Annotated in this window: 17 protein-coding genes and 1 pseudogene; 13 read left to right on the top strand and 5 right to left on the bottom strand. The window is 65.8% G+C overall.

From position 1 onward, the window contains the following. The first annotated feature begins 81 nt into the window (after positions 1 to 81). The 11 genes from ACTJKX_RS15395 to ACTJKX_RS15345 all read left to right on the top strand — a co-directional run bounded on the left by ACTJKX_RS15395 (position 82) and on the right by ACTJKX_RS15345 (position 13,056). Positions 82 to 555 (top strand): formate dehydrogenase subunit gamma, encoded by a 474-nt coding sequence (locus ACTJKX_RS15395; RefSeq protein WP_440725787.1) that lies wholly within the window; start codon positions 82 to 84, stop codon positions 553 to 555. Next, on the top strand, positions 552 to 2,105 hold the full coding sequence (locus ACTJKX_RS15390) for a formate dehydrogenase beta subunit (protein ID WP_394314660.1): 1,554 nt from the start codon (positions 552 to 554) through the stop codon (positions 2,103 to 2,105). The genes ACTJKX_RS15395 and ACTJKX_RS15390 overlap by 4 nt, the downstream gene beginning before the upstream one ends. 18 nt (positions 2,106 to 2,123) lie before the next feature. After that, entirely contained in the window at positions 2,124 to 4,955 is a 2,832-nt protein-coding gene (gene fdhF, locus ACTJKX_RS15385; protein ID WP_440725786.1) for a formate dehydrogenase subunit alpha, read from the top strand. Between the two features lie 165 nt (positions 4,956 to 5,120). Further along, complete coding sequence (gene fdhD, locus ACTJKX_RS15380) at positions 5,121 to 5,951, top strand: formate dehydrogenase accessory sulfurtransferase FdhD (protein ID WP_394314662.1); 831 nt, start codon at positions 5,121 to 5,123, stop codon at positions 5,949 to 5,951. After that, complete coding sequence (locus tag ACTJKX_RS15375) at positions 5,941 to 6,195, top strand: formate dehydrogenase subunit delta (RefSeq protein WP_311937973.1); 255 nt, start codon at positions 5,941 to 5,943, stop codon at positions 6,193 to 6,195. The genes fdhD and ACTJKX_RS15375 overlap by 11 nt, the downstream gene beginning before the upstream one ends. Before the next feature lie 32 nt (positions 6,196 to 6,227). Further along, positions 6,228 to 6,593, top strand: coding sequence for a cupin domain-containing protein (locus ACTJKX_RS15370; protein ID WP_394314663.1), 366 nt, complete (start codon positions 6,228 to 6,230; stop codon positions 6,591 to 6,593). A gap of 313 nt (positions 6,594 to 6,906) precedes the next feature. After that, the gene (gene rpsA / locus ACTJKX_RS15365) at positions 6,907 to 8,604 is read left to right on the top strand and encodes a 30S ribosomal protein S1 (RefSeq protein WP_082980020.1); all 1,698 of its coding nucleotides are present in this window, start codon (positions 6,907 to 6,909) and stop codon (positions 8,602 to 8,604) included. A gap of 480 nt (positions 8,605 to 9,084) precedes the next feature. Beyond that, complete coding sequence (locus tag ACTJKX_RS15360; protein WP_311937968.1) at positions 9,085 to 10,050, top strand: ABC transporter substrate-binding protein; 966 nt, start codon at positions 9,085 to 9,087, stop codon at positions 10,048 to 10,050. 96 nt (positions 10,051 to 10,146) lie between these two features. After that, on the top strand, positions 10,147 to 11,127 hold the full coding sequence (locus tag ACTJKX_RS15355; RefSeq protein WP_440725785.1) for an ABC transporter substrate-binding protein: 981 nt from the start codon (positions 10,147 to 10,149) through the stop codon (positions 11,125 to 11,127). 182 nt (positions 11,128 to 11,309) lie between these two features. Further along, complete coding sequence (locus ACTJKX_RS15350) at positions 11,310 to 12,251, top strand: ABC transporter permease (protein ID WP_394314664.1); 942 nt, start codon at positions 11,310 to 11,312, stop codon at positions 12,249 to 12,251. A 10-nt stretch (positions 12,252 to 12,261) separates the two neighbouring features. Then, complete coding sequence (locus ACTJKX_RS15345) at positions 12,262 to 13,056, top strand: ABC transporter ATP-binding protein (protein ID WP_311937962.1); 795 nt, start codon at positions 12,262 to 12,264, stop codon at positions 13,054 to 13,056. A 9-nt stretch (positions 13,057 to 13,065) separates the two neighbouring features. Here the strand turns inward: ACTJKX_RS15345 and ACTJKX_RS15340 are convergent, their stop codons facing one another. Continuing rightward, complete coding sequence (locus ACTJKX_RS15340) at positions 13,066 to 14,043, bottom strand: quinone oxidoreductase family protein (protein WP_394314665.1); 978 nt, start codon at positions 14,041 to 14,043, stop codon at positions 13,066 to 13,068. A gap of 97 nt (positions 14,044 to 14,140) precedes the next feature. Between ACTJKX_RS15340 and ACTJKX_RS15335 the strand changes: the two genes are divergently transcribed. Further along, positions 14,141 to 14,527, top strand: a complete 387-nt coding sequence (locus tag ACTJKX_RS15335) for a winged helix-turn-helix transcriptional regulator (RefSeq protein ID WP_367625484.1) — start codon at positions 14,141 to 14,143, stop codon at positions 14,525 to 14,527. 104 nt (positions 14,528 to 14,631) lie between these two features. Here the strand turns inward: ACTJKX_RS15335 and addA are convergent, their stop codons facing one another. Genes addA through ACTJKX_RS15315 form a run of 4 tightly spaced genes read right to left on the bottom strand, consistent with a single transcriptional unit; the run spans position 14,632 to position 21,987 of the window. Then, positions 14,632 to 18,075 carry a double-strand break repair helicase AddA gene (addA, locus tag ACTJKX_RS15330; protein WP_440725784.1) on the bottom strand — a complete coding sequence of 1,148 codons (3,444 nt, stop codon included), beginning with the start codon at positions 18,073 to 18,075 and terminating at the stop codon, positions 14,632 to 14,634. Continuing rightward, positions 18,072 to 21,182, bottom strand: coding sequence for a double-strand break repair protein AddB (gene addB, locus ACTJKX_RS15325; protein WP_440725783.1), 3,111 nt, complete (start codon positions 21,180 to 21,182; stop codon positions 18,072 to 18,074). Before addB ends, addA begins: the two co-directional genes overlap by 4 nt. 43 nt (positions 21,183 to 21,225) lie before the next feature. Next, on the bottom strand, positions 21,226 to 21,513 hold the full coding sequence (locus ACTJKX_RS15320; RefSeq protein WP_440725782.1) for a type II toxin-antitoxin system RelE/ParE family toxin: 288 nt from the start codon (positions 21,511 to 21,513) through the stop codon (positions 21,226 to 21,228). 3 nt (positions 21,514 to 21,516) lie between these two features. Further along, positions 21,517 to 21,987, bottom strand: coding sequence for a hypothetical protein (locus tag ACTJKX_RS15315; RefSeq protein ID WP_440725781.1), 471 nt, complete (start codon positions 21,985 to 21,987; stop codon positions 21,517 to 21,519). Between the two features lie 293 nt (positions 21,988 to 22,280). Here ACTJKX_RS15315 and ACTJKX_RS15310 point away from each other — a divergent pair. After that, a pseudogene (locus ACTJKX_RS15310) lies at positions 22,281 to 22,570 on the top strand (IS110 family transposase); the annotation flags it as partial.

The following is a 22,570-nucleotide window of genomic DNA, read 5'->3' as shown; positions in this document are numbered from 1 at the left end:
TCGTTCGACGAAAATTGATGCTTGATCGCGTTGGAACGAGGGCACATTGTTCCTCTCTGGAACTAGTCGAAAGAGAGTGGCATGCCAGCCCACGAAGATTGGAATACCGCACGCGCGGCTGAACTCATCGCGGCAGGCCAGACGTTGGAAGGCCCGCTGCTGCCGATCCTCCACTCCTTTGTGGAAACCTTCGGCTATGTCCCCGAGCCGGCCGTCCCCATGGTGGCCGAAGCGCTCAATCTCTCCCGCGCCGACGTGCATGGCGTGGTGACGTTCTACCATGATTTCCGCAGGGAACCCGCCGGCGAGCATGTCATCAAGCTCTGCCGTGCCGAGGCCTGCCAATCCGCCGGCTGCGAAGCCCTGGCGGATCACCTCGTCGAAAAGCTCGGTATCGAGTTCGGCGAGACAACGCCGGATGGACGCGTTACACTCGAACCGGTCTATTGCCTCGGCCTGTGCTCCATTTCCCCCGCCGCGATGATCGACGGCCGCCTGGTGGCCAGGCTCGATGCCAAGCGTCTCGACAAGGCCCTGGAAGAGGTGGTGCGATGACCATGCGCATCTACGTTCCACGCGATGCCGCCGCCGTTGCCTGTGGCGCCGATGAACTCGCTGCCGCTCTCAAGGTTGCAGCGATCGCCCGCAAGCTCGATATCGAGATCATCCGTAACGGTTCGCGGGGCATGGCCTGGCTCGACCCGCTGGTGGAGCTGGTCACCCCTGAAGGCCGCATCGGCTACGGCCCGGCCGAGCCTGAGGATGCCGACAGCCTGATCGCCGCCTTCGCCGGCGACGGCGCCCATAAATTGCGGATAGGCAAGCCCGAAGACCAGCCTTTCCTCAAGCGTCAGACCCGCCTGACCTTCGCGCGCGTCGGCATCGTCGATCCGCGCGACCTCGACGACTACAAGGCCCATGGCGGCCTCAAGGGCCTGGAAAAGGCGATTGCCATCGGGCCATCGGCCATCGTGGACGAAGTCACCAAATCCGGCCTGCGTGGCCGCGGCGGCGCAGGCTTTCCGACCGGCATCAAGTGGAAGACGGTTGCCGACACTGCCGGGCCACAGAAATACATCGTCTGCAATGCCGACGAAGGCGACAGCGGCACCTTCGCCGACCGTATGCTGATGGAAGGCGACCCCTTCTGCCTGATCGAGGGCATGGCCATTGCCGGCGTCGCCACCGGTGCGACCAAGGGTTATGTCTATATCCGCTCCGAATATCCCCATGCCATCGCCGCCATGGATGCAGCCATCGAGAAGGCCCGCCGCGCCAATGTGCTCGGCAAGGGCATCCTTGGTTCGGCCCATGATTTCGACATGGAAACCCGCACCGGCGCCGGTGCCTATGTCTGCGGCGAGGAAACCTCGCTGCTGGAAAGCTTGGAAGGCAAGCGCGGTACCGTGCGCGCCAAGCCGCCGCTGCCGGCCCATAAGGGCCTGTTCGGCAAGCCGACCGTGATCAACAACGTGCTCTCGCTCGCCACCGTGCCGATCATCCTGGCCGAGGGCGCCGAGCATTACCGCGATTTCGGCATGGGCCGTTCGCGCGGCACCATGCCGATCCAGCTCGCCGGCAATCTCAATTATGGCGGCCTGTTCGAGACCGCCTTCGGCATCACGCTGGGCGAACTCGTCGACGATATCGGCGGCGGCTGCTTCACCGGCCGTCCCGTGCGCGCCGTGCAGGTCGGCGGCCCCCTGGGCGCCTATTTCCCGCGCGAACTCTTCGACACGCCCTTCGACTACGAGGCCTTCGCGGCCAAGGACGGCCTGATCGGCCATGGCGGCATCGTGGTGTTCGACGATACCGTCGACATGCGCCGCCAGGCCCGTTTCGCCATGGAATTCTGCGCCATCGAAAGCTGCGGCAAGTGCACGCCCTGCCGCATCGGCGCTGTCAGGGGCAAGGAAACCATCGAGAAGATCATCGCCGGCAAGGATGTGACGCGCAATATCGCCGTGGTCGAGGACCTTTGCCAGACCATGAAGTTCGGCTCGCTCTGCGCCCTCGGCGGTTTCACGCCCTATCCGGTCCTCTCGGCCATCCGCCATTTCCCCGAAGATTTCCACGGCACGCCCCAGCGCATCGCCGCCGAATAATCGCCAAGGAGACAGTCAATGTCCCTCGTCCACGAAATCGACTACGGAACGCCGCTCTCCAAGTCGGAGAAGATGGTCACACTGACCATCGACGGCCAGGAAATCACGGTGCCCGAGGGCACCTCGATCATGCGCGCCGCCATGGAGATGGGGACGCAGATCCCCAAGCTCTGCGCCACCGACATGATGGACGCCTGGGGCTCCTGCCGCATGTGCCTGGTCGAGATCGAGGGCCGCAACGGCACGCCGGCCTCCTGCACCACGCCGGTGGCGCCGGGCATCAAGGTGAAGACGCAGACCTCGCGCCTCGCCGAGATCCGCAAGGGCGTGATGGAGCTCTACATCTCCGACCACCCGCTCGACTGCCTGACCTGCGCCGCCAATGGCGATTGCGAATTGCAGGACATGGCGGGCGCGGTGGGCCTGCGCGAAGTACGCTACGGCTATGAGGGCGACAACCATCTCGGCCTCGACAAGGATACTTCCAACCCCTACTTCACCTTCGACACCTCAAAATGCATCGTCTGCTCGCGCTGCGTACGGGCCTGCGAGGAAGTCCAGGGCACCTTCGCTCTGACCATTTCCGGCCGCGGCTTCGAAAGCCGGGTGTCGCCGGGCATGGACGAGGCCTTCTTCGATTCCGAATGTGTCTCCTGCGGCGCCTGCGTGCAGGCCTGCCCGACGGCCACGCTCACCGAGAACAAGGTGATCGAGATCGGCCAGCCCGAGCATTCGGTGGTGACGACCTGTGCCTATTGCGGCGTCGGCTGCGCCTTCAAGGCCGAGATGCGCGGCGAGGAAGTTGTGCGCATGGTGCCCTACAAGGACGGCAAGGCCAATCGCGGCCATAGCTGCGTCAAGGGCCGCTTCGCCTGGGGTTACGCCACTCACAAGGAGCGCATCCTCAAGCCGATGATCCGCTCCAAGATCACCGATCCCTGGAAGGAAGTGAGCTGGGAAGAAGCGATCGCCTACACCGCTTCCGAGTTCAAGCGCATCCAGGCCAAGCACGGCAAGGCCTCGATCGGCGGCATCACCTCCTCGCGCTGCACCAATGAAGAGACCTATCTTGTCCAGAAGCTGATCCGCGGTGGCTTCGGCAACAACAATGTCGATACCTGCGCCCGCGTCTGCCATTCGCCCACCGGCTACGGCCTTGGCCAGACCTTCGGCACCTCCGCCGGCACGCAGGACTTCGATTCGGTCGAGGACAGCGATGTCATCGTCGTCATCGGCGCCAATCCGACGGACGGCCACCCGGTCTTCGGTTCACGCATGAAGAAGCGCCTGCGCGAAGGGGCCCGCCTGATCGTCATCGATCCGCGCAAGACCGACATCGTGCGCACGCCGCATGTCGAAGCCGATTACCATCTGCCCCTGCTGCCGGGCACCAATGTCGCCATTGTGACGGCGCTGGCCCATGTCATCGTCACCGAAGGCCTGGTCGCCGAGGATTATGTGCGCGAGCGCTGCGACTGGGACGAGTTCCAGAACTGGGCCGCCTTCGTCGCCGATCCCAGGCATTCGCCGGAAGCAGTGGAGAAATATACCGGCGTGCCGGCCGAACTGGTGCGCGGCGCCGCTCGCCTCTACGCCACCGGCGGCAATGGCGCCATCTATTACGGCCTCGGCGTCACCGAGCACAGCCAGGGCTCGACCACGGTGATGGCGATCGCAAACCTCGCCATGGCCACCGGCAATATCGGGCGCCGCGGCGTCGGCGTGAACCCACTGCGCGGCCAGAACAACGTGCAGGGCTCCTGCGACATGGGCTCGTTCCCCCATGAATTGCCCGGCTATCGCCACATCGCCGGCGATGAAGTGCGCCACATGTTCGAGGAATTCTGGGGCGTGCACCTGGAAAAGGAACCGGGCCTGCGCATTCCCAACATGCTCGACGCCGCCGTCGATGGTTCGTTCCTCGGCCTCTATGTGCAGGGCGAGGACATCGTACAGTCTGATCCGGACACCAAGCATGTCACGGCGGGCCTCGCCGCCATGGAGTGCGTCGTCGTGCAGGATCTCTTCCTGAACGAGACCGCCAACTACGCCCATGTCTTCCTGCCCGGCTCCTCCTTCCTGGAGAAGGACGGCACCTTCACCAATGCCGAGCGCCGCATCCAGCGTGTGCGCAAGGTGATGGCACCCAAGGCCGGCTATGCCGACTGGGAGATCACGCTGCTGATCGCCGAAGCCATGGGCTTCCCCATGCCCTACGAGCACCCCTCGCAGATCATGGACGAGATCGCCCGCCTCACGCCCTCCTTCGCCGGGGTCTCCTACGAGAAGCTGGAGCGCGACGGCTCGGTGCAGTGGCCCTGCAACGACAAGGCGCCCGAGGGTACGCCGATCATGCATATCGACCATTTCGTCCGCGGCAAGGGCCGCTTCATGGTCACCGAATACATCCCGACCGACGAACGTACCGGTGCGCGCTTCCCGCTGCTGCTCACCACCGGCCGCATCCTGTCGCAGTACAATGTCGGCGCGCAGACCCGGCGCACCGAGAATTCGCTGTGGCACGAGGAGGATATCCTGGAAATCCATCCCCATGATGCCGAGCAGCGCGGCGTGCGGGAGGGCGACTGGGTACGGCTCGAAAGTCGGTCGGGGTCGACCTCGTTGCGCGCCACCATTACCGATCGCGTGGCGCCGGGCGTGGTCTACACCACCTTCCACCACCCCTCGACGCAAGCCAACGTCATCACTACCGATTATTCGGACTGGGCGACCAATTGCCCCGAATACAAGGTGACGGCGGTGCAGGTCATGCCTTCCAATGGCCCGACCGAGTGGCAGAACGAATATGCGACGATGGCGAAGAACTCGCGTCGCATCGCGGCGGAGTGAGGACAGCACCCTTCTCCCCTTGCGGGAGAAGGTCCCGGCAAGGGGATGAGGGGTCTCGTGACCTATGCAGATCATATTGCTGAAATCAGGGGTTGAGAGGTTGATCCACCCCCTCATCCGGCTTTCGGCCACCTTCTCCCACAGCGGGAGAAGGAGAAGAATACCATGACCGATCCCGTCCGCACCATCTCCCGCTTTGCCTGGCGTGACGGCATGTTCACGCCAGGCGAGCGCATGGTTCCCGAGGAGATGGCGATCTCGCTGGTCTATGATGGCGGTTCCCACGCCGTGATGATGGGAAGTCCTGTCGATCTCGAGGACTTTGCCTACGGCTTCTCCCTCACCGAAGGCATCATTGCCTCGCTCGACGACGTCACCGAGTTCGAACGCGTCGATTACCAGGAAGGTGTCGAACTTCGTATGTGGCTGAAGGGCGATCGAGGCGCCGCGCTCGCCGCCCGTCGGCGCATGCTGGCCGGTCCCACCGGCTGCGGCCTGTGCGGCATCGACAGCCTGACCGAGGCGGTGCGCAAGCCGCAGCCGGTCGCCGGTGACCTCAAGCTGTCACCCGCCGATATCGAAACCGCCCTCGCTTCACTCGCGCCCGCCCAGATACTGAACCACCAGACCCGCGCCGTGCACGCTGCAGCCTTCTGGACCAAAGCCGACGGCCTCGTCGCCCTGCGCGAGGATGTCGGCCGGCACAATGCGCTCGACAAGCTCGCCGGCGCGCTGGCCCGGCGTTCCATCGCTCCCGCACCGCAAGGCCTGCCGGGCATCGTCGTCCTCACCAGCCGGATCTCGGTGGAAATGGTGCAGAAATCGGCCGCGATGGGTGCCTCCATCGTGGTGGCGGTCTCTGCCCCCACGGCCCTCGCCATCCGTACTGCCGAGGAGGCCGGCATCACGCTGGTCGGCATCGCCCGCTCCGACGGCTTCGAGATCTTCACCCATGCCCACCGTATCGTTCCGGAGAAACTCGCCCATGTCGCATGATGAAGCCGCGCATGAGGGCCACGCACATGACCCCTCCGCCAAGCTGGTGAGGATGGCCAACCAGATCGGCCTGTTCTTCGCGTCCCAGCGCGAGGAAGTGCGGGTGCCGGGCATCGCCGAGCATATCCGCAAATTCTGGGAACCCCGCATGCGCAACCAGATCTTCGAACATCTGGATGCCGGCGGCGAGGGCATCGATCCCCTGGTCAGGAAGGCCCTGGAGAGCTTGCGCGAGAAGGCGTGAATTCCGGGATCGCAGGCATCCAGGGGATTTCCATGCCCGACACCCTCTTCGACTGGAACAAGATCGAGCCCCGCACGGTCATTCCGGGCTTCCACGGTCGCTTCATGCATTCGGGCTCGATGACCTTCGTGCTCTGGCAGATCGATGCCGGTGCCACGTTGCCCCTGCATTCCCACCCGCATGAACAGGTGGTGCATCAGTTCGAAGGCGAGCTGGAAGTCACCGTCTACGGCCTGACCACGGTGCTGAAGCCGGGCATGGTCGCCGTGGTGCCGCCCAACGCCCCGCATTCCGGCCGGGCCCTGACGGCCTGCCGCACGATGGACGTCTTCCATCCCCTGCGCGAGGACTATCGCACGGGAGCCCCCAGCGTGCTGCAGCAGGCGATGCCGGACTAATCGGAGCCCGCTCACCCGCTCGCTGCGTCCCTCGGCTTTTTTTGCAGGATTCTCGGCCGGAAAACGGCAAAAAATCGCCTTTTGCCTTGCTCCGCCCCTTCCATCTTGATATGGAACCGCCCATCTGACGCTCAGCCGTCATTGCAGATGTGACGGGCGTTCGAAAAATAGACCAGAAAGACGTTTCCGCAATGCGGGCCTTGCGCCGGCCGGACGTGTTTTTTTTCAAAACACACCGCCTGTGGCTGCTCCAGCAGCCCTGCCGCTTTCCGGAAACGATGATCAACACCAACCGCCGGCGCCAGGAAAACATATGTCCGTACAGGAAAACGTGCTGCGTGAAGATTTCGCCGCGATGCTCGACGAAGCATTCGGCACCGGCGATATGGCCGAAGGTTCGGTCGTCAAGGGTATCGTCGTCGCCATCGAGAAGGACCTTGCGGTCATCGATGTCGGCCTCAAGACCGAAGGCCGCGTAGCTCTGAAGGAATTCAACGGCCCGGGCCGCGACAGCGCGCTCAAGGTCGGCGACGAGGTCGAGGTCTATCTCGAGCGCATCGAAAATGCGCTGGGCGAAGCCGTCATCTCGCGTGACAAGGCTCGCCGCGAAGAAAGCTGGATCAAGCTGGAGAAGTCGTTCGAGGCCAATGAAAAGGTCGACGGCGTCATCTTCAACCAGGTCAAGGGTGGTTTCACCGTCGATCTCGACGGCGCCGTGGCCTTCCTGCCGCGCAGCCAGGTCGACATCCGTCCGATCCGCGACGTCACCCCGCTGATGAACGTTCCGCAGCCCTTCCAGATCCTCAAGATGGATCGCCGCCGCGGCAACATCGTCGTCTCCCGCCGCACGGTCCTCGAAGAGAGCCGCGCCGAGCAGCGTCACGAGATCGTCCAGAACCTCGAAGAGGGTCAGGTGGTCGACGGCGTGGTCAAGAACATCACCGATTACGGTGCGTTCGTTGACCTGGGCGGTATCGACGGCCTCCTGCATGTCACCGACATCGCATGGCGCCGCGTGAACCACCCGACGGAGCTTCTGACCATCGGCCAGCAGGTCAAGGTCAAGATCATCAAGATCAACCACGAGACGCACCGCATCTCGCTGGGCATGAAGCAGCTCCAGGCCGATCCGTGGCTGGGCATCGACGCCAAGTACCCGCTGCAGGCCAAGTTCACCGGCCGCGTGACCAACATCACGGACTACGGCGCGTTCGTGGAACTGGAGCCGGGCATCGAAGGTCTGATCCACGTTTCCGAAATGTCGTGGACCAAGAAGAACGTCCACCCCGGCAAGATCGTCTCCACCTCGCAGGAAGTGGAAGTGCAGATCCTCGAGGTCGACCCGATCAAGCGCCGCATCTCGCTCGGCCTCAAGCAGACCCTTTCCAACCCCTGGGAAGATTTTGCCGACAAGCATCCGAACGGTTCGGTGGTCGAAGGCGAAGTCAAGAACAAGACCGAGTTCGGCCTGTTCATTGGCCTCGACGGCGACGTGGACGGCATGGTCCATCTCTCCGACCTCGACTGGAACCGTCCGGGCGAGCAGGTCATCGACGACTTCCGCAAGGGCGACATGGTCAAGGCCGTGGTGCTCGACGTGGACGTCGAGAAGGAGCGCATCTCGCTGGGCATCAAGCAACTTGCGGGTGACCCCTTCGTCGATGCCGGCGAACTGAAGAAGAACCAGGTCGTCACCTGCGAAGTCACCGACGTCAAGGAAGGTGGCATCGACGTCAAGATCACCGGCACCGACCTCACGGCCTTCATCCGCCGTGGCGATCTGGCCCGCGATCGCGCCGATCAGCGCCCCGAGCGCTTCGCTGCCGGCGAAAAGGTTGACGCCCGCGTCATCCAGTTCGACCGCAAGGCCCGCAAGGTCCAGGTCTCGATCAAGGCCCTTGAAATGGCCGAGGAAAAGGAAGCGATCGCCGCTTACGGTTCTTCGGACGCCGGCGCCTCGCTCGGCGACATTCTCGGCGCCGCCCTGCGCGCCCGCACCGAGAAGAAGTAAGCCCGGGACCGCCGGCTTTCAGCCGGCTCTCGGAACCACCACGATTGCAGAAAGGGCGCGACCTTCAGGGTTCGCGCCCTTTTTTCAGGCCCCTCGCCAACATCGGAGGCCCATGTCGGTCTGAAGACCGGCACACCGGGAAAGGCGCGTCAAACTGGTGTACCGGTCTTCGGACCGAAGCACCGTCGGCAAAGAAAAGATTGCATGGGCCGACCTGACACCGCTCGGCCGAAAGCTGTTCGGGCAGCAAAATTGGCACCAGCGATACACAGGCAAGATTTCGCGTTGGACCGTTCCAGCTTAATAATCTTTCCAAAAAGGGCGCCTAAACGGGTGCCCTTGCTTGTTTGGTGAATTTTTCCCCTTTCCAGCGCATGAGCATCTTGCATTGCCGCAGCGTTTGGTTGATCGGTTGTGCCTTACAAGCCCCGAATGGCCGTCACCCGGCGGGAAATTCGCGAGCAAGGGGGAAACAACCACATGCGTATCAATCGTTTGACACTCGTAGCCGGCGTGGCACTCGCCCTCCTCGGCAGCGTCGCCTTTGCTGCCGACAAGAAGACCGTGGCCGTCACCTCGATCGTCGAGCATCCGGCCCTCAATGCCGCCCGTGACGGTGTCAAGAAGGCGCTGGAGGATGCCGGCTACAAGGATGGCGATACCCTCAACTTCCAGTTCGAGACGGCGCAGGGCAGCCCGGCGACCGCCGCGCAGATCGCACAGAAATATGTCGGCGAGAAAGCGGACGTGATCGTCGGCATCGCCACGCCGTCGGCCCAGGCCGCCTTGGCCGCCACCAAGGACATTCCGATCGTGTTCACCGCCGTGACCGATCCCGTCGCCGCCCAGCTCGTCAAGGATCCGGCCAAGCCCGAGGGCAACGTCACTGGTGTGACCGATGCAACCCCGATGCCCGACCAGCTCAAGCTGATCCAGGCGATCGCCCCCAACGCCAAGAAGATCGGCTTCATCTACAATCCGGGCGAGGCCAATTCGGTCGTGCAGCTCGAGAATATGAAAAAGGCAACCGCCGCCCTCGGCTTTGAGACCATCGAGGCACCGGCCACCAAGTCGGCCGATGTCGGCGCCGCGGCGCAGAGCCTGATCGGCAAGGCCGACGCCATCTTCGTGCCCACCGACAATCTCGTGGTCTCGGCCCTGGAAGCGGTGATCACGGTCGGTACAGAAAACAAGATCCCCGTCTTCTCCGGTGACACCAACGGCGTCGAGCGCGGCGCGGTGGCTTCCATCGGCGTCGACTATTTCAAATCCGGCGTCCTGGCCGGCGAGATGGTGGTGCGTATCCTCAAGGGCGAAAAGCCCAGCGCCATTCCCGTCGCCGTTCCCTCCGCCACCGACCTCTTCCTCAACCAGAAGACCGCCGGTCCGATGGGTGTGACGCTGCCTGCCGATCTGGTCGCCAAGGCCAAGACGGTCGTCAAGTGACCGCCGTCAAGTAATCCGGATCCGTATAACCGGAAAAGCGGCCGCGCCACGCGCGGCCGCCCTCGTAAGATCAACCCATTCCGAGCACGCCGCGCCATGATCCCCCTCCGCTCCCTCGGCCTTGCCGCCGCTCTTCTCGCCAGCCTGGCCCAAGGCAGCCTGATCCAGGCGGCCGCTGCCGCGGACAAGCCCGTGGTCGCCATCACCGCCATTGTCGAGCATCCCTCGCTCAACGCCATCCGCGAGGGCGTGAAGGCCGGCCTCAAGGACAAGGGTTACGCCGAGGGTGAGGCCATCACCGTCCTCTACGAATCCGCCCAGGGCAACCCGGCGACAGCCGCCCAGATCGCCCAGAAATTCGTCGGAGAGGCCCCGGCCGTGATCGTGCCGATCACCACGCCCTCCTCCCAGGCCGTCGCCGCGGCGACCAAGGACATCCCCATCGTCTTCGCCGCGGTCACCGATCCGCTCGGCGCTCAATTGATCAAGACCCTCGACAAGCCCGGTGGCAACATCACCGGTGTCAGCGACTTTCCGCCGGCTGCCGGCCAGCTCGACCTGATCAAGGAAGTCCTGCCCAAGGCCAAAGTCGTGGGCGTCGTTTACAATTCCGGCGAGGTCAACAGCCTGTCGGTGATCGAGGCCCTGCGCAAGCTGGCGGGTGAACGCGGCTTCGAGATCCTGCCCTCGCCAGCCACCAAATCCTCCGATGTTGGTTCGGCTGCCCAGAATCTGGTGGGCAAGGCCGATGCGATCTACATCCCTAACGACAATCTGGTGGTGTCGGCGCTGGAATCGGTGCTGCAGGTCGGCTTCGACAGCCGCCTTCCGGTGTTCGCCAGCGACCCTGACAGCGTCGGACGCGGCGCGGTCGCCGCCCTCGGCCTCGACCAGTTCGAGATCGGCCGCCAGGCCGGCCATGTCGCGGCCCGTATCCTCAAGGGCGAGAAACCGGGCGACATCCCGGTCGAGAACTCCAAGGGCGTCAGCCTGGTCGTCAACTCCAAGGCGGCCGAGAAGATGGGAGCGCCCCTGCCGCAAGCCGTATTGGCGCGTGCCAAGGACGTCGCAAAGTAGTATCCGCGGGCGGTAGTGATTGACTCATGCATCATTGCGAGCGTAGCGAAGCAATCCACACATCCGCGTACAACGCATTCCGGTCCTGGATTGCTTCGCTACGCTCGCAATGACGCCCGATCGGTCGAGCACCAGGGCCGTCGCAATTCACCCGTGACCCGCTATTCCGTTGGGATTGATGCATGAGCCTTTTCGCTTTTATCGGTTCGATTGAAATCGGCCTGATCTATGCGCTGATCGCGCTGGGCGTGTTTTTGTCGTTCCGGGTGCTCGACTTTCCCGACCTGACGGTTGACGGTTCCTACCCCCTGGGCGCCGCGACGGCCGCCGCCGCCATCGTCGCCGGCCTCGATCCCTTCTCGGCCACGGCGCTCGCCATCGTCGCCGGCGCCCTGGCCGGGGCGATGACGGCCTGGCTCAACATCCGTTTCCGCATCCTGCAATTGCTGGCCAGCATCCTGACCATGACGGCGCTCTACTCGATCAATCTGCGCATCATGGGCAAGCCCAACGTCCCCCTGCTCAACCAGGAGACTTTGGTAACCTGGACGCGCGACCATCTGACGGCGATCCTGGGCTGGGCTCCGCCCTCCTATCAGCTCAAGGTCTGGATGCTCGGCGTGATCGTGCTGGTCGTCTGGGCGCTGCTCAGCTGGTTTCTCAATTCCGAATTCGGCCTCGCCATGCGGGCGACCGGCGCCAATCCGCGCATGGCGCGGGCGCAGGGCGTCTCCACCCAGCTGCACAATTATGTCGGCATGGCGATCTCCAACGCCCTCGTCGCCCTCGCTGGCGCCCTGTTCGCCCAGACCAGCGGCTTTGCCGACATCACGCTCGGCACCGGCACCATCGTCGGCGGCCTCGCCGCCGTCATCCTCGGCGAAACCCTGTTCCGCACTCGCTCGATCGCCTGGCTGCTGGTCGCCTGCATCGTCGGCGCCATCCTGTATCGCCTCGCCATCGCGCTGGCGCTCAATTCCGAGTGGTCGCGCACCATCGGGCTCAATTCGAGCGATCAGAACCTGGTGACCTCGGTGCTGGTCGGCCTGGCGCTGATCCTGCCGAGCCAGTTCCCCCGCCTGCGCGCGATCTTCTCGCCCGCGCCGAAATCAACGTCCAAGTAAGGAGGCGGCGATGATCGAGATCAAGGACATCCACGTCACCTTCGGCCGCGGAACGCCGCTGGAAAACCGGGCGCTGCGGGGACTTTCGCTGACCATCCCGACCGGCCAGTTCGTCACCGTGATCGGCTCCAACGGCGCCGGCAAATCCACGCTGCTCAACGTCCTGAGCGGCGATGCCCAGGCCGAGCGCGGCCGCATCGTCATCGAGGGCGTCGACGTGCAGCGCTGGCCGACGCCGCGCCGCGCCAGCTTGATCGCCCGCGTGTTCCAGGATCCGATGGCCGGCACCTGCGAGAGGCTGTCGATCGAGGAGAACATGGCACTCGCCTTCGCGCGTGGCCGCTCGCGCGGTCTCGGCGCTTCGCTGAGCGGAAGCCGCCGCGCGGTGTTCCGCGACAAGCTTTCCGTGCTCGGCCTCGGCCTGGAAAATCGCCTCGGCGATTCCATGGGCCTGCTCTCCGGCGGCCAGCGCCAGGCCGTCAGCCTGCTGATGGCGACGCTGACAGGCATGAAGATCCTGCTGCTCGACGAGCATACGGCGGCGCTCGATCCGCGCACCGCCGACTTCGTGCTGGAACTCACCCGCAAGATCGTGGAGGAACAGCAGCTCACCGCTTTGATGGTGACCCATTCGATGCGCCACGCCCTCGATTACGGTACCCGCACGGTGATGCTGCATGAAGGCCAGGTCGCCTTCGATCTCGACGCCGAGCATCGCAAGGGCCTCGATGTCCCCGATCTGCTGAAGCTGTTCAGCAAGGTACGCGGCGAACAGCTCGACGACGACAGCCTGCTGCTGGGCTGAGGCTCGTCGTCAGGGGATCAGGACAACCTTCCCCATACTCCGGCGCGACTGCACGCTCTCATGCGCCTCGGCGGCCTGGGCCAGCGGGAAGCGGCCACCGATCGTGACCTCGAGCGCGCCCGTCGCGGCCTGGGCGAAGAGGTCGCCGAGATCGGCGCCCAGCGTATCGGGCGCCAGCAGGGGCAGCAGGGCGAAACCTTTCACGGACTGGTTGCGTCCGAGCAGGGCTTCGATCTCCGGCCGGCCGAGTTCGAACCGTCCCATGGCTGCACAGACGAGTTCGCCGCTTGGAGCGAGCGCTTCCAGGCAGGCACCGGTCTGCGCCCCGCCGACAAGGTCATAGACGATGTCGACGCCCCCTCCCTGCGTCGCCGCCAGCACCTGGTCGACCCAGCCGGCGCTGCGATAATCGACGCCGGCATCGGCGCCGAGGGAACGGGCAAGATCGAGCTTCTCCGGCGAACCGGCGGCAGCGATCACCTGCCGCGCACCAGCATTGCGGGCGAGTTGGACGAGCAGCGATCCTACCCCACCGGTCGCGGCGTTGACCAGGATCGACTTGCCTGCCGGTGGGCTGCGGCGAAGAAGGTGAAGCGCGGTCAGGCCCTGCACCATCAGGGCGGTTGCCGCCTCGAACGACAAGTCTTCGGGAAGCGGCACCAGCAAGGCGGCGTCGGCCAGGGCGAACTGCGCATAGCCGCCGGCCCGGCTCATGGCGAAGAGCGGCGCGGCCACCCGCGTGCCGGGCGACGGCCCCGCAGCGCCTGGGCCGAGGGCCTCGACGACGCCAGCCACCTCGACACCCATCACCATCGGCAGTCCGGGTGTCACGGCATAGCGATCCTGGCGCATCAGCACCTCGAAATAGTTCACGCCCGCTGCCTGCATGCGGATCAGCGCCTCGCCCTTGCCAGGAGCGGGGACGGACAGTTCGACGGGCTCGAGGACGTCGGGAGCGCCGAAGCGGCTCAAACGAATGGCTTGCATGGGATCACCGGATGCTGGTCTCGAATGCCCCGGTTCTGTGCTATTCTCCCTTTCGTCTCTACACACCCTTTCGTGCCATACAGACCCGAAGGTAACCATGACGGAGCTGATCAAGCGCCTGCCTATGCTGCCGGTCGAGCGGGCCCTCAAGGTGATCTCGGGCCGCTGGAAGGCGGTGATCCTCTATTACCTGTTGGACAGCCCCAAGCGCCTGTCCGAACTGAAGCGGCTGGTGCCCGAGATCAGCCAGAAGGTGCTGATCCAGCAATTGCGCGAGATGGAAGAGCACGGCCTCGTCCATCGCGAGATCTTCCGGCAGGTTCCGCCGCGCGTCGACTATTCGGCGACCCCGCTCGGCCAGAGCCTCGAACCGGTGCTGCTGGCCCTGTGCGACTGGGGCCAGCGACACGCCGCCGAACTCGACGAGCTCGACCAGACACGCGATTGCATCATCAGGCCGGTGAGGCAGGTAGGAGCGGCTTAGATGGAGCCTCTCCCCTCGTCCGGCTGCCGCCACCCAAGGCACTTCCATAGGAAAGTGCCTTGGGTGGCGGCAGCCGGACGAGGGGTATCGCACCGCGTATGGAATCACCCCACAACCGCCCGCACTGCCTCTTCGAGCCGCTCTGCCGGCAATTCCAAGATCGCGGCCGTCGCGGTCCAGATCAGGGCGACCCGCACCTCCTTGCCCGGATAGAGCCGCAGCATCAGGTGCCGGTAGAGCCCGAGCTGGCTGAGATAGGCCTGCGGCACCGCGTCGAGCCCCCGCGGCGGCTGGCGGTTGGTCTTGAAGTCGGCGATCCAGACCGTGTCCGACCCGACGGCCAGTCGGTCGATTCGCCCGGACACGGCATAGTCGGCCCGGCCCGGCCTGATGATGCGGCCTGCAAGGGCAACCTCGGCGCGGCTGCCGGGTGCAAAGAGCGGTGCGAGATCAGGCAGGGCCAGCACCGCCAGGGCCTCCTCGGCCCAGGCCTGGTGGTCCTCCGGCCATTGTGCCGCCGCCCGGCCGAGGAAGGCGAGGGCCTGGTCGCGACGTACCGGCGCCTCGACATCGGGCAGATATTGCAGCAAAGCGTGGATCAGCGCCCCACGTCGCAGCGTGCGGGGATCGGCCGGCAAGGCTCCCGCCAACCCGGCCAACTCTTCGGGATGCTCCGTCTCGGACGGACTGAGAGCAACCTCCTCGGCCCGCTCCGCCACCGCCTTCTGGCGCAGCCAGGCCGGGGCCGGTACCGCCGCTTCCTCATCCCTTGCCGGCCGCCCTTCGACCGCACGCCGCGGCGTCGGCTCATAAACCAGCCTCTCACCTTCGCCATCGGGTTCGATCCTGGCGCCCGCCGTGCGCAGGGCCTCGGCGATCATGTCGTACCAGTTGCCCGGCCGCCGCGCGGTGGCGCCCTCGAAGCCGGCAATGACCAGCCGGTCCTCGGCCCGCGTCAGGGCGACATAGAGCAGGCGGCGATGCTCGGCCTCGTTCTCGACCCGGATCGCATCGCGGGCGGCGGCGACCGGCGCCGGGTCCGCAGTCTTGCTGGGCGACCAGACCGGGATCTCGCTGCCCGCAGGCTTTCCCGGCGCCTGCAGGAAGAACAGTTTGGGATCATGCCGGCCGTCCGGCGCGCTGCAGGTATCGGCCAGGATGACGACGCGCGCCTCCAGCCCCTTGGAGCCGTGCACCGTCATCACGCGCACTTCGCCCCGTGCCACGTCCATGTCGCGCTTGATCTCGGCCTTGGCCTCGGCGAGCCAGGCGAGGAAGCCCTGCAGGCTGGCCGTGTTGGCTCGCTCATAGTCGCCGGCCACGCGCAGGAATTCGTCCAGGGCGTCGGCGGCCTCCGCACCGAAGCGGGCGAGCATGATGCGCCGACCGCCGTCGCGGGCCAGGATGTCGGCGAAAAAGGCAAAGGGCGTCTTGCCGGCCGCCTCCGCACGCCAGGCCGTGAGGCGGGCAAAGGCGGAAGCATAGCGCTCGTCCTCGCGCGCGGCCTCCGCCAACGCCGCCCAGAGCATACCCTTGCGGCCCGGCGCCAAACGGATGAGATCCTCGTCGTCGAGCCCGATCAGCGGGGTCTTGAGCACCGTCGCCAGCGTCAGGTCGTCGGCCGGCAGCAGCACGAAACGGGCGAGCGCCATCAGGTCCATCACGGCGATATGGTCCGTCAGCACGATGCGGTCGGCGCCGGCCACCGGCACGCCGGCGAATTTCAGGGCGCGTATCACCGCCTCGAACAGGGCGTTGCGGCTGCGCACCAGCACCATGACGTCGCCGGCATCGTAGCGCGCGCCCGTCGCGGGATCGCCTTCGCGGATCAGGCTCCCGACTTCGGCGGCGATCTTGCGGGCCAGCCGTACCACCGGGCTGGTGACGGGCGTCTCGTCGAACGGCGCGTCCCAGGCAGTGATCTCGGCCGCCGGTTGCGGCTTTTCCACCGGCCAGACCTCGACGCGGCCGGGATCGAGCGCCCGCACGGTCTCATGCACGGTGGCGACGTCGTCCGAAGACAGGCCGCGGCGATTGTCGGCGGCGGCGAAGACATGGTCGACCGCCCTGAGGATGTCGGGCGTCGAGCGGAAGGACTGCTTGAGCTCGATCGCCTCGAAACGTTCCTCGGCTTCATCGACCTTGAGTCGGAAATGGCTGCGCATGCGGGCGAATTCCGCCGGTGCCGCGCCCTGGAACGAGAAGATCGACTGCTTCTCGTCCCCCACGGCGAAGATGGTGCGCCGTTCGCTGCGCGCGCCGCTGCCCGCGGTGAACTCATGCGCCAGCATCTCGATGATATGCCATTGGGCCGGGCTGGTATCCTGGGCCTCGTCGACCAGGATATGGTCGATGCCCCGATCGAGCTTGTAAAGCACCCATTCGGCGCCAGCCCGGCTGAGCAAATCGGCCGTGCGCTGCACGAGATCATCGAAATCGAGCGCCGCCCGCATGACTTTGCCGGCTTTGTAGCGACCGAGCAGGGCGGCAGCGACAGTGATCAGCGCCTCGCTGCGCTCATAGGCCGAGGCCGCCTTGCGCCGCAGCAGCAGCCCGGCGATGCGCTCCAGCTCGGCAAGGAGCTGCTCGGCGTAAGCGGGATAATCCTTGGCGAAATCCTTGACCAGGAAGGCATTGGCCGAGCGCGCCTCGCCCGTGCCGGTCAGGAAGACCGCACGCCAGGCCTCGGCACGCCGTGCCGGCGCCGCCGCGATCGCAGCGCCCAGCCTGTCGGCCAGATCGAGGATGCGCTTGCCGTCATAGTCCCGCATGGCGGCCTCGATCGCCGCCCATTCGCTAAAGAGGATCGAGGCCTCGTCGATCTCGGCCTCGATCGCGGCGACGCTTTCGCCCTCCGCCAGTTCGAGCAGGCCGCGCAACTGGTCGAGGGCGTCCGCGGCGCCCTTCTCGTTCAGGAAGGGACGCAGCGCCTCGCGCTCGAAGGTGATCTCGGCGAGCAGCCCGTCGAAGGCGCCCTCGCCGGTATCCTCCAGGAGGCGCGCCATGGCGCGGCCGAGCCCGCCTTCGGGATGCGCATTCGCCTCCAGGATCAGGCCGGTGCGGGCCGTGTCGAGCAGTTCGCGCGCGGCCCTGTCATCCAGCACCGAAAACTGCGCGGGGACATTGGCCTCGAAAGGGAAGAGGTGCAGCACACGCTCGCAAAAGGCATGGATGGTGAGGATCTTCAGGCCGCCGGGCGTCTCGATCGCCGCCGCGAAGAGCTGGCGTGCGCGCTTGAGGCCGGCTGCGTCAGGCTTGAAGCCCGTGATGCCCTCGATCGCCGCGACCAGCTTGCCCTCCTCCTCGACCGCCCATTGGCCGAGCGTGGCGAAGATGCGGTTCTGCATGTTCGCTGCGGCGGCCTTGGTGAAGGTGAGGCAGAGGATGGCAGAGGCATCGACCCCGGCGAGCAAAAGGCGGATGACACGCCGCGTCAGCACGGTGGTCTTGCCCGATCCGGCATTGGCCGACACCCAGGCCGACAGCGAGGGGTCGGAGGCCAGGCGCTGGTTGTGAACCGTGTCGGCAGAGGGCTTGCGCGGAGTCATGCTTCCTCCGCGCTGACGGACCATTCGCGCACCCGGGCGAGATGGTCGTAATCGCCATAGCGCCGCCCCTTGAACATCGGGTGCAGCAGCGAAGCATAGGGCGTCTTCTCGTTCTCGAAGCGGTCGATCAACGCCTTGAGCCGCTCCAGGCTCTGCGAGGCGACCTCGATCGGCGTGGTGTCCTTGAAGATCAGCGGTTTCTCGCTCGGCCCCTTGCCGCCGCCGGCAAGATGCACGATGGCGGGATCGCCCAACACCTGGGGCGCCGGCACGCCGCTGAAACCGGCCTCGAGCAGCATCGCCATTTCCAGTGCCAATTGCGGCGCGAGCCCCGTCTCGACCTGCCTGGCCGTCGGGGCCTGGCCGGTCTTGAAGTCGAGGATGGCGACCCGGCCATCGGCAGCGACTTCGATGCGGTCGGCGCGGGCGGACAAGGTGAAGGATCTCTCGGCCAGGGTCGGCCAGGCGAGCTTGCCGGGAATTTCGCTGAGCACGCGGACAAGGCGTGGCCGGCGCTCGCGCTCCCATTCCACCAGGAATTCGGCGATGGCCGCAAAGCGCGGCCGCCAGAAGGCCAGGACCTCGGGAAAATCGGCAAGGGGGACGAAGAGCTCCTCGCCGATCGCCATCATCAGCGCGAGGGCATCCGGCGGCACGCCATCGGCGCACAGGGCGGCGAAACGCTCGAGCGCGCCATGGATCAGCGTGCCTCTTTCAGCCGCTCCGGGCGGCATGGCGATCTCGTCGAGCGGTTCGAGCTTGAGGATGTGGCGGGCGTAGATCGTATAGGGATCGCGCACGAGGTGCTCGATCTGGGTGACCGACAGGCGGGTCGGACGCAGGGCGAGAGGCGGAGTCGGCTTGGGCGCGCCGAGCACGGGTGGCGGCCCCTCCGCCGCATCGAGCTGGCGCGCGAGGGCGCAATAATGCTCGCCCCGCCGGCGCATGGCGTCGAAGGCCGGGCCTAGAAATGCCCCGAGCCGCTGCAGCCAGCGCGACGGCACGCTGGGCGACCCGCCGCGCTTGAGCGAGCGCGTGATCACCACGTCGCCATAGCCGAGCGCTTGCTCGAAATCGTGCGCGGCGAGGCCGATGCGTTTTTCCGGCGGTGACAGGCCGATCGCCGCCCGCATCGGCCGGTTCAGCCAGGGATCTGTCTTGACGTCGGGCGGCCAGACGCTCTCGTCGAGCCCCGCCAGCACCAGCCGGTCGACCGGCAGCAGGCGAGCTTCCAGCAAGCCGTAAATGGCGATGCGTGGGTGCTTGGGATCGCCCCCCCGCACCGAGCGCCCGGCGATCAGGGCCGCGAACAGGCCGGGATATTCATGCGCCGGCAAGGAAAGAGCCTCGGGCGCGATGGTACCGAGATCGTCGAGGAAGCCAGCAAGCGCTTCACCGGCTTCACCTTCCTTGAGACCGTCACTTTCGTCCGGCGCCGCTTCACCCAGCGCCTCGACGGCGGCGCGATGCGCAGCAAAGAAGCTGGCAGCCGGCAGGGGATCGGACTGGCGCAGCAACGCCGCGAAGGGTTCGAGCCTGATCGCCAGGGCCTCGATCACCGCCTCCGCCCCGGCCCAATCCTCTTCGCCGAGGGCCAGCCGGGCGGGCGGGCAATGGGGATCGCCGAGCGAGGCCTTGCCGAGCGCCAGGGCCGCCACGAGACCGGCCGGACCGCCGGCGGGCCTGGGACCGCGCAAGGCGCCGATCTCCAGCGCCGTCACCGCCCGCTCCAGATCCGCGCGGGGCAGGCCGAGACGCGCAAGCGGGTGCTTGAGCAGGGACAACAGGGTGATGGGATCGAAATCATGCAGCGCGGCGTCGAGCACCAGGCGCGTGAACAGGCCGGGCGGGGTTTGCGTCAGCGGCTGGCCGGCGCTGTCGTCCGCCTCGATGCCCCAGCGTCCGAGTTCGGTGACCACGCGCTCGGCAAGCTGGCGGTTCGGCGTCACTAGCGCCGCCTTGCGGCCGGGCACCGTCAGGGCTTCGCGCAGCACCAGGGCTGCGGCCAGGGCCTCCTCGCCCTCATGCGCCGCTTCGATCAGGGCGACACCCGCAAAGGCCTCGGCCACCGCCGCGGGATCGGCATGGCGCCGGCCGGTCCACAGATCCGTGGTTTCCGCCGGCCGCAGGGCCTGCGAGACCAGGGCTGCACGCAAAGCCAGAGGCTCCGGCGGCGAGGCGAGTTCGGTAACGTTGGCGCGCTCTGCGCCGATATCGGCCAGCAAGGCAGCAAGCCCGGCCTGGGGATGGCCGGGGGCTCCCTCGCCCTTGCCGATGGCATTCCAGCCGATGGCATCGAGGTCGAGATCGAGCCCCGGCAGGACGACGGCCCCCTGGGGATGGGCGGCAACCGCCTTGATGAGGTCGCGGGTCGCCGGAATGGAGCCGGTCGAGCCGGCCACGATCACCGGGCCCGCCTTGAGGTTTTCGGCAAGCCTGGCGGCCTCGCGCTCCATGCGGGCATTCCGCAGCAGCACTGCGTCGCTGCGGCGGATCTCCTTGAGATGCTCGGGCCAATGCAGGGTGGCGATCTCGAGGAAGCGCAGCGTGATGTCCCAATATTTGTCATAGAGCCCAGCATGGCTCTCGCCGAGATTGAGAATCGCCGCCGGCGGCACCCGGTCGATCTGCAGGCCATCGAGGAAAGTGCCGAGCTCGGCCGCAAGCCCTGCCGCATCGCCGGGCGAAGAGGGAATCAGCAAGGGCTCGGCTCCCTCCTCGCCCGGAATAGGCAGGAGGGCCTGCTTCAGCGCCGCGCTCCATTGCAGGATCAGGCGCGTCAGGGCGATCTGGCGGTCGAGCCCGCCGACCGGTTCGGGCAGGTCGTCGCTCGCATCCGCGAAGGCGACCTCGTCGTCATCGACCTCGCCGAGCGCCTTCAGATTGGGCAACAGCGCGGCCTCGCTCCCCAACCTGTCGAGGAAGATGCCGCGCAGGGCGCGGATGGCGCGGCGGGTCGGCAGATAGAGCGTGGCGCTCGCCAGCGCGAGCGGATCCCCGCGCGGCGCGAACCCTGGCACCAGGCGGCCATCCAGCAGGGCGTCGACCAGCGTCTCCAGAAAGGGCGAGCCGGGGGCTATGGTCAGGAGATTCGGGCGATGCGCCATGGGGCAGAGATAAACAGCGCGATCGCCGCGATGACAAGGGGTGTCAGGCTTCGGCTTCCGGAGGCCATTGTTGCGCACCATGCAGGATACGTATCAGTTCCACGTCCTCACCCAGGCTATAGACGATCACGAAGGGCGTTCGAGGGACCACGAGTTCCCGCGTCCCGGCCACACGCCCGACACGGCCCATGCTCGGATGATCGACGAGAACCTGTACGTGATGCTCGATGCGGCTCAGTTGTTGCTCTGCGCTCCTCGGGCTTTCCAGTGCAATGTAGCCGATCGCCCGCTCGACATCCGCAAGCGCGCTTTCGCGCCAAACGATTCGCATCGTTCAGCCCGCCTTGCGCTTGAGAGTCTCGCGGAGTGAGCCGAGGCGCTTCGCCAGGTCATCTTCAGCCACCAGAGGATTCGTTCCCTCTGTTATGGCATTCATCGCATCTTGGACTTGGCTGCGGAACCAGCGATCATGCTCGATGACCGCCTGCTGCCGCTTCAACCGCTCCGAGGCATCCGGGCGCCGGCGCCCGCTTTCGTCGGGGCGATAATCCTGCGCATCGACGTCGAAACGGTCCATACCCAGTTCGCTGCGCACGAAGCCGATGGCGCTGTCGGCATGGCGCCACAGGCGCATGCGCCGCGATTTCTGGCCCGCGACGGCGCGCTCGGCATTGCCGTAGCGTACCAACACACCCCAGCCGCCCGGTCGCCCCAGCACGGTCGCTCCGCGCAAAGCGCGCGCCGCCACCAGTTCCTTCACGGCTTTGCTGTCGATGAGATCGGGTGTCTTGGCGGGCTTATCCATGCCTGACTTTCATTCAATGGTTTCCGGAAGCTTATTATATAAACTTCCGGATGCAGGACAATCGCGATTGTGGAGCCGCCCGCCTCCGAATGCTGGAGGATTGTCGGCCTTACCCGGGTGCACGGGCATCCTGTGTAGTTAGACTGTGTCAGGATGGGTGCGGGCGAGAGACCGTGTGCACCCAGGCCCCTTGAGGCCGTTTTCCGGCTTGGTCCTCGCCCGCGTTCGAGTACCCAACCTGAACAGTTGATCGAGGCCGCACCACCGGACCTCGTAGCACAGGGATAGGCGCGATGATCATACACCCTGGCTTCATCGGGATCGATGTCTCCAAGCACCATCTCGACATTTTCGATGCCACCACCCAGCATGCCGAACGCATCGACAACACGGCGCAGGCGATCATCTCAACCTTCGAGCTGCTGCAAGCCGATCCGATCAAGCTCGTCGTCTTCGAGGCGAGCGGGTCTTATGATGGGTCGCTACGCTCTGCTTTGACGAGCCTGCAATTGCCCTTTGTTCGCGTCAATCCAGCCCGAGCCCGCGACTTTGCCAAATCCATCGGCCTGCTGGCCAAGACCGA

The sequence above is a fragment of the Labrys sp. 22185 genome (genome assembly GCF_052045555.1).
GTDB classification, from domain to species: Bacteria; Pseudomonadota; Alphaproteobacteria; order Rhizobiales; family Labraceae; genus Labrys; species Labrys neptuniae.
The sequence above is the reverse complement of the archived record's forward strand: the minus strand, read 5'-3'. Positions and strand labels throughout refer to the sequence as shown.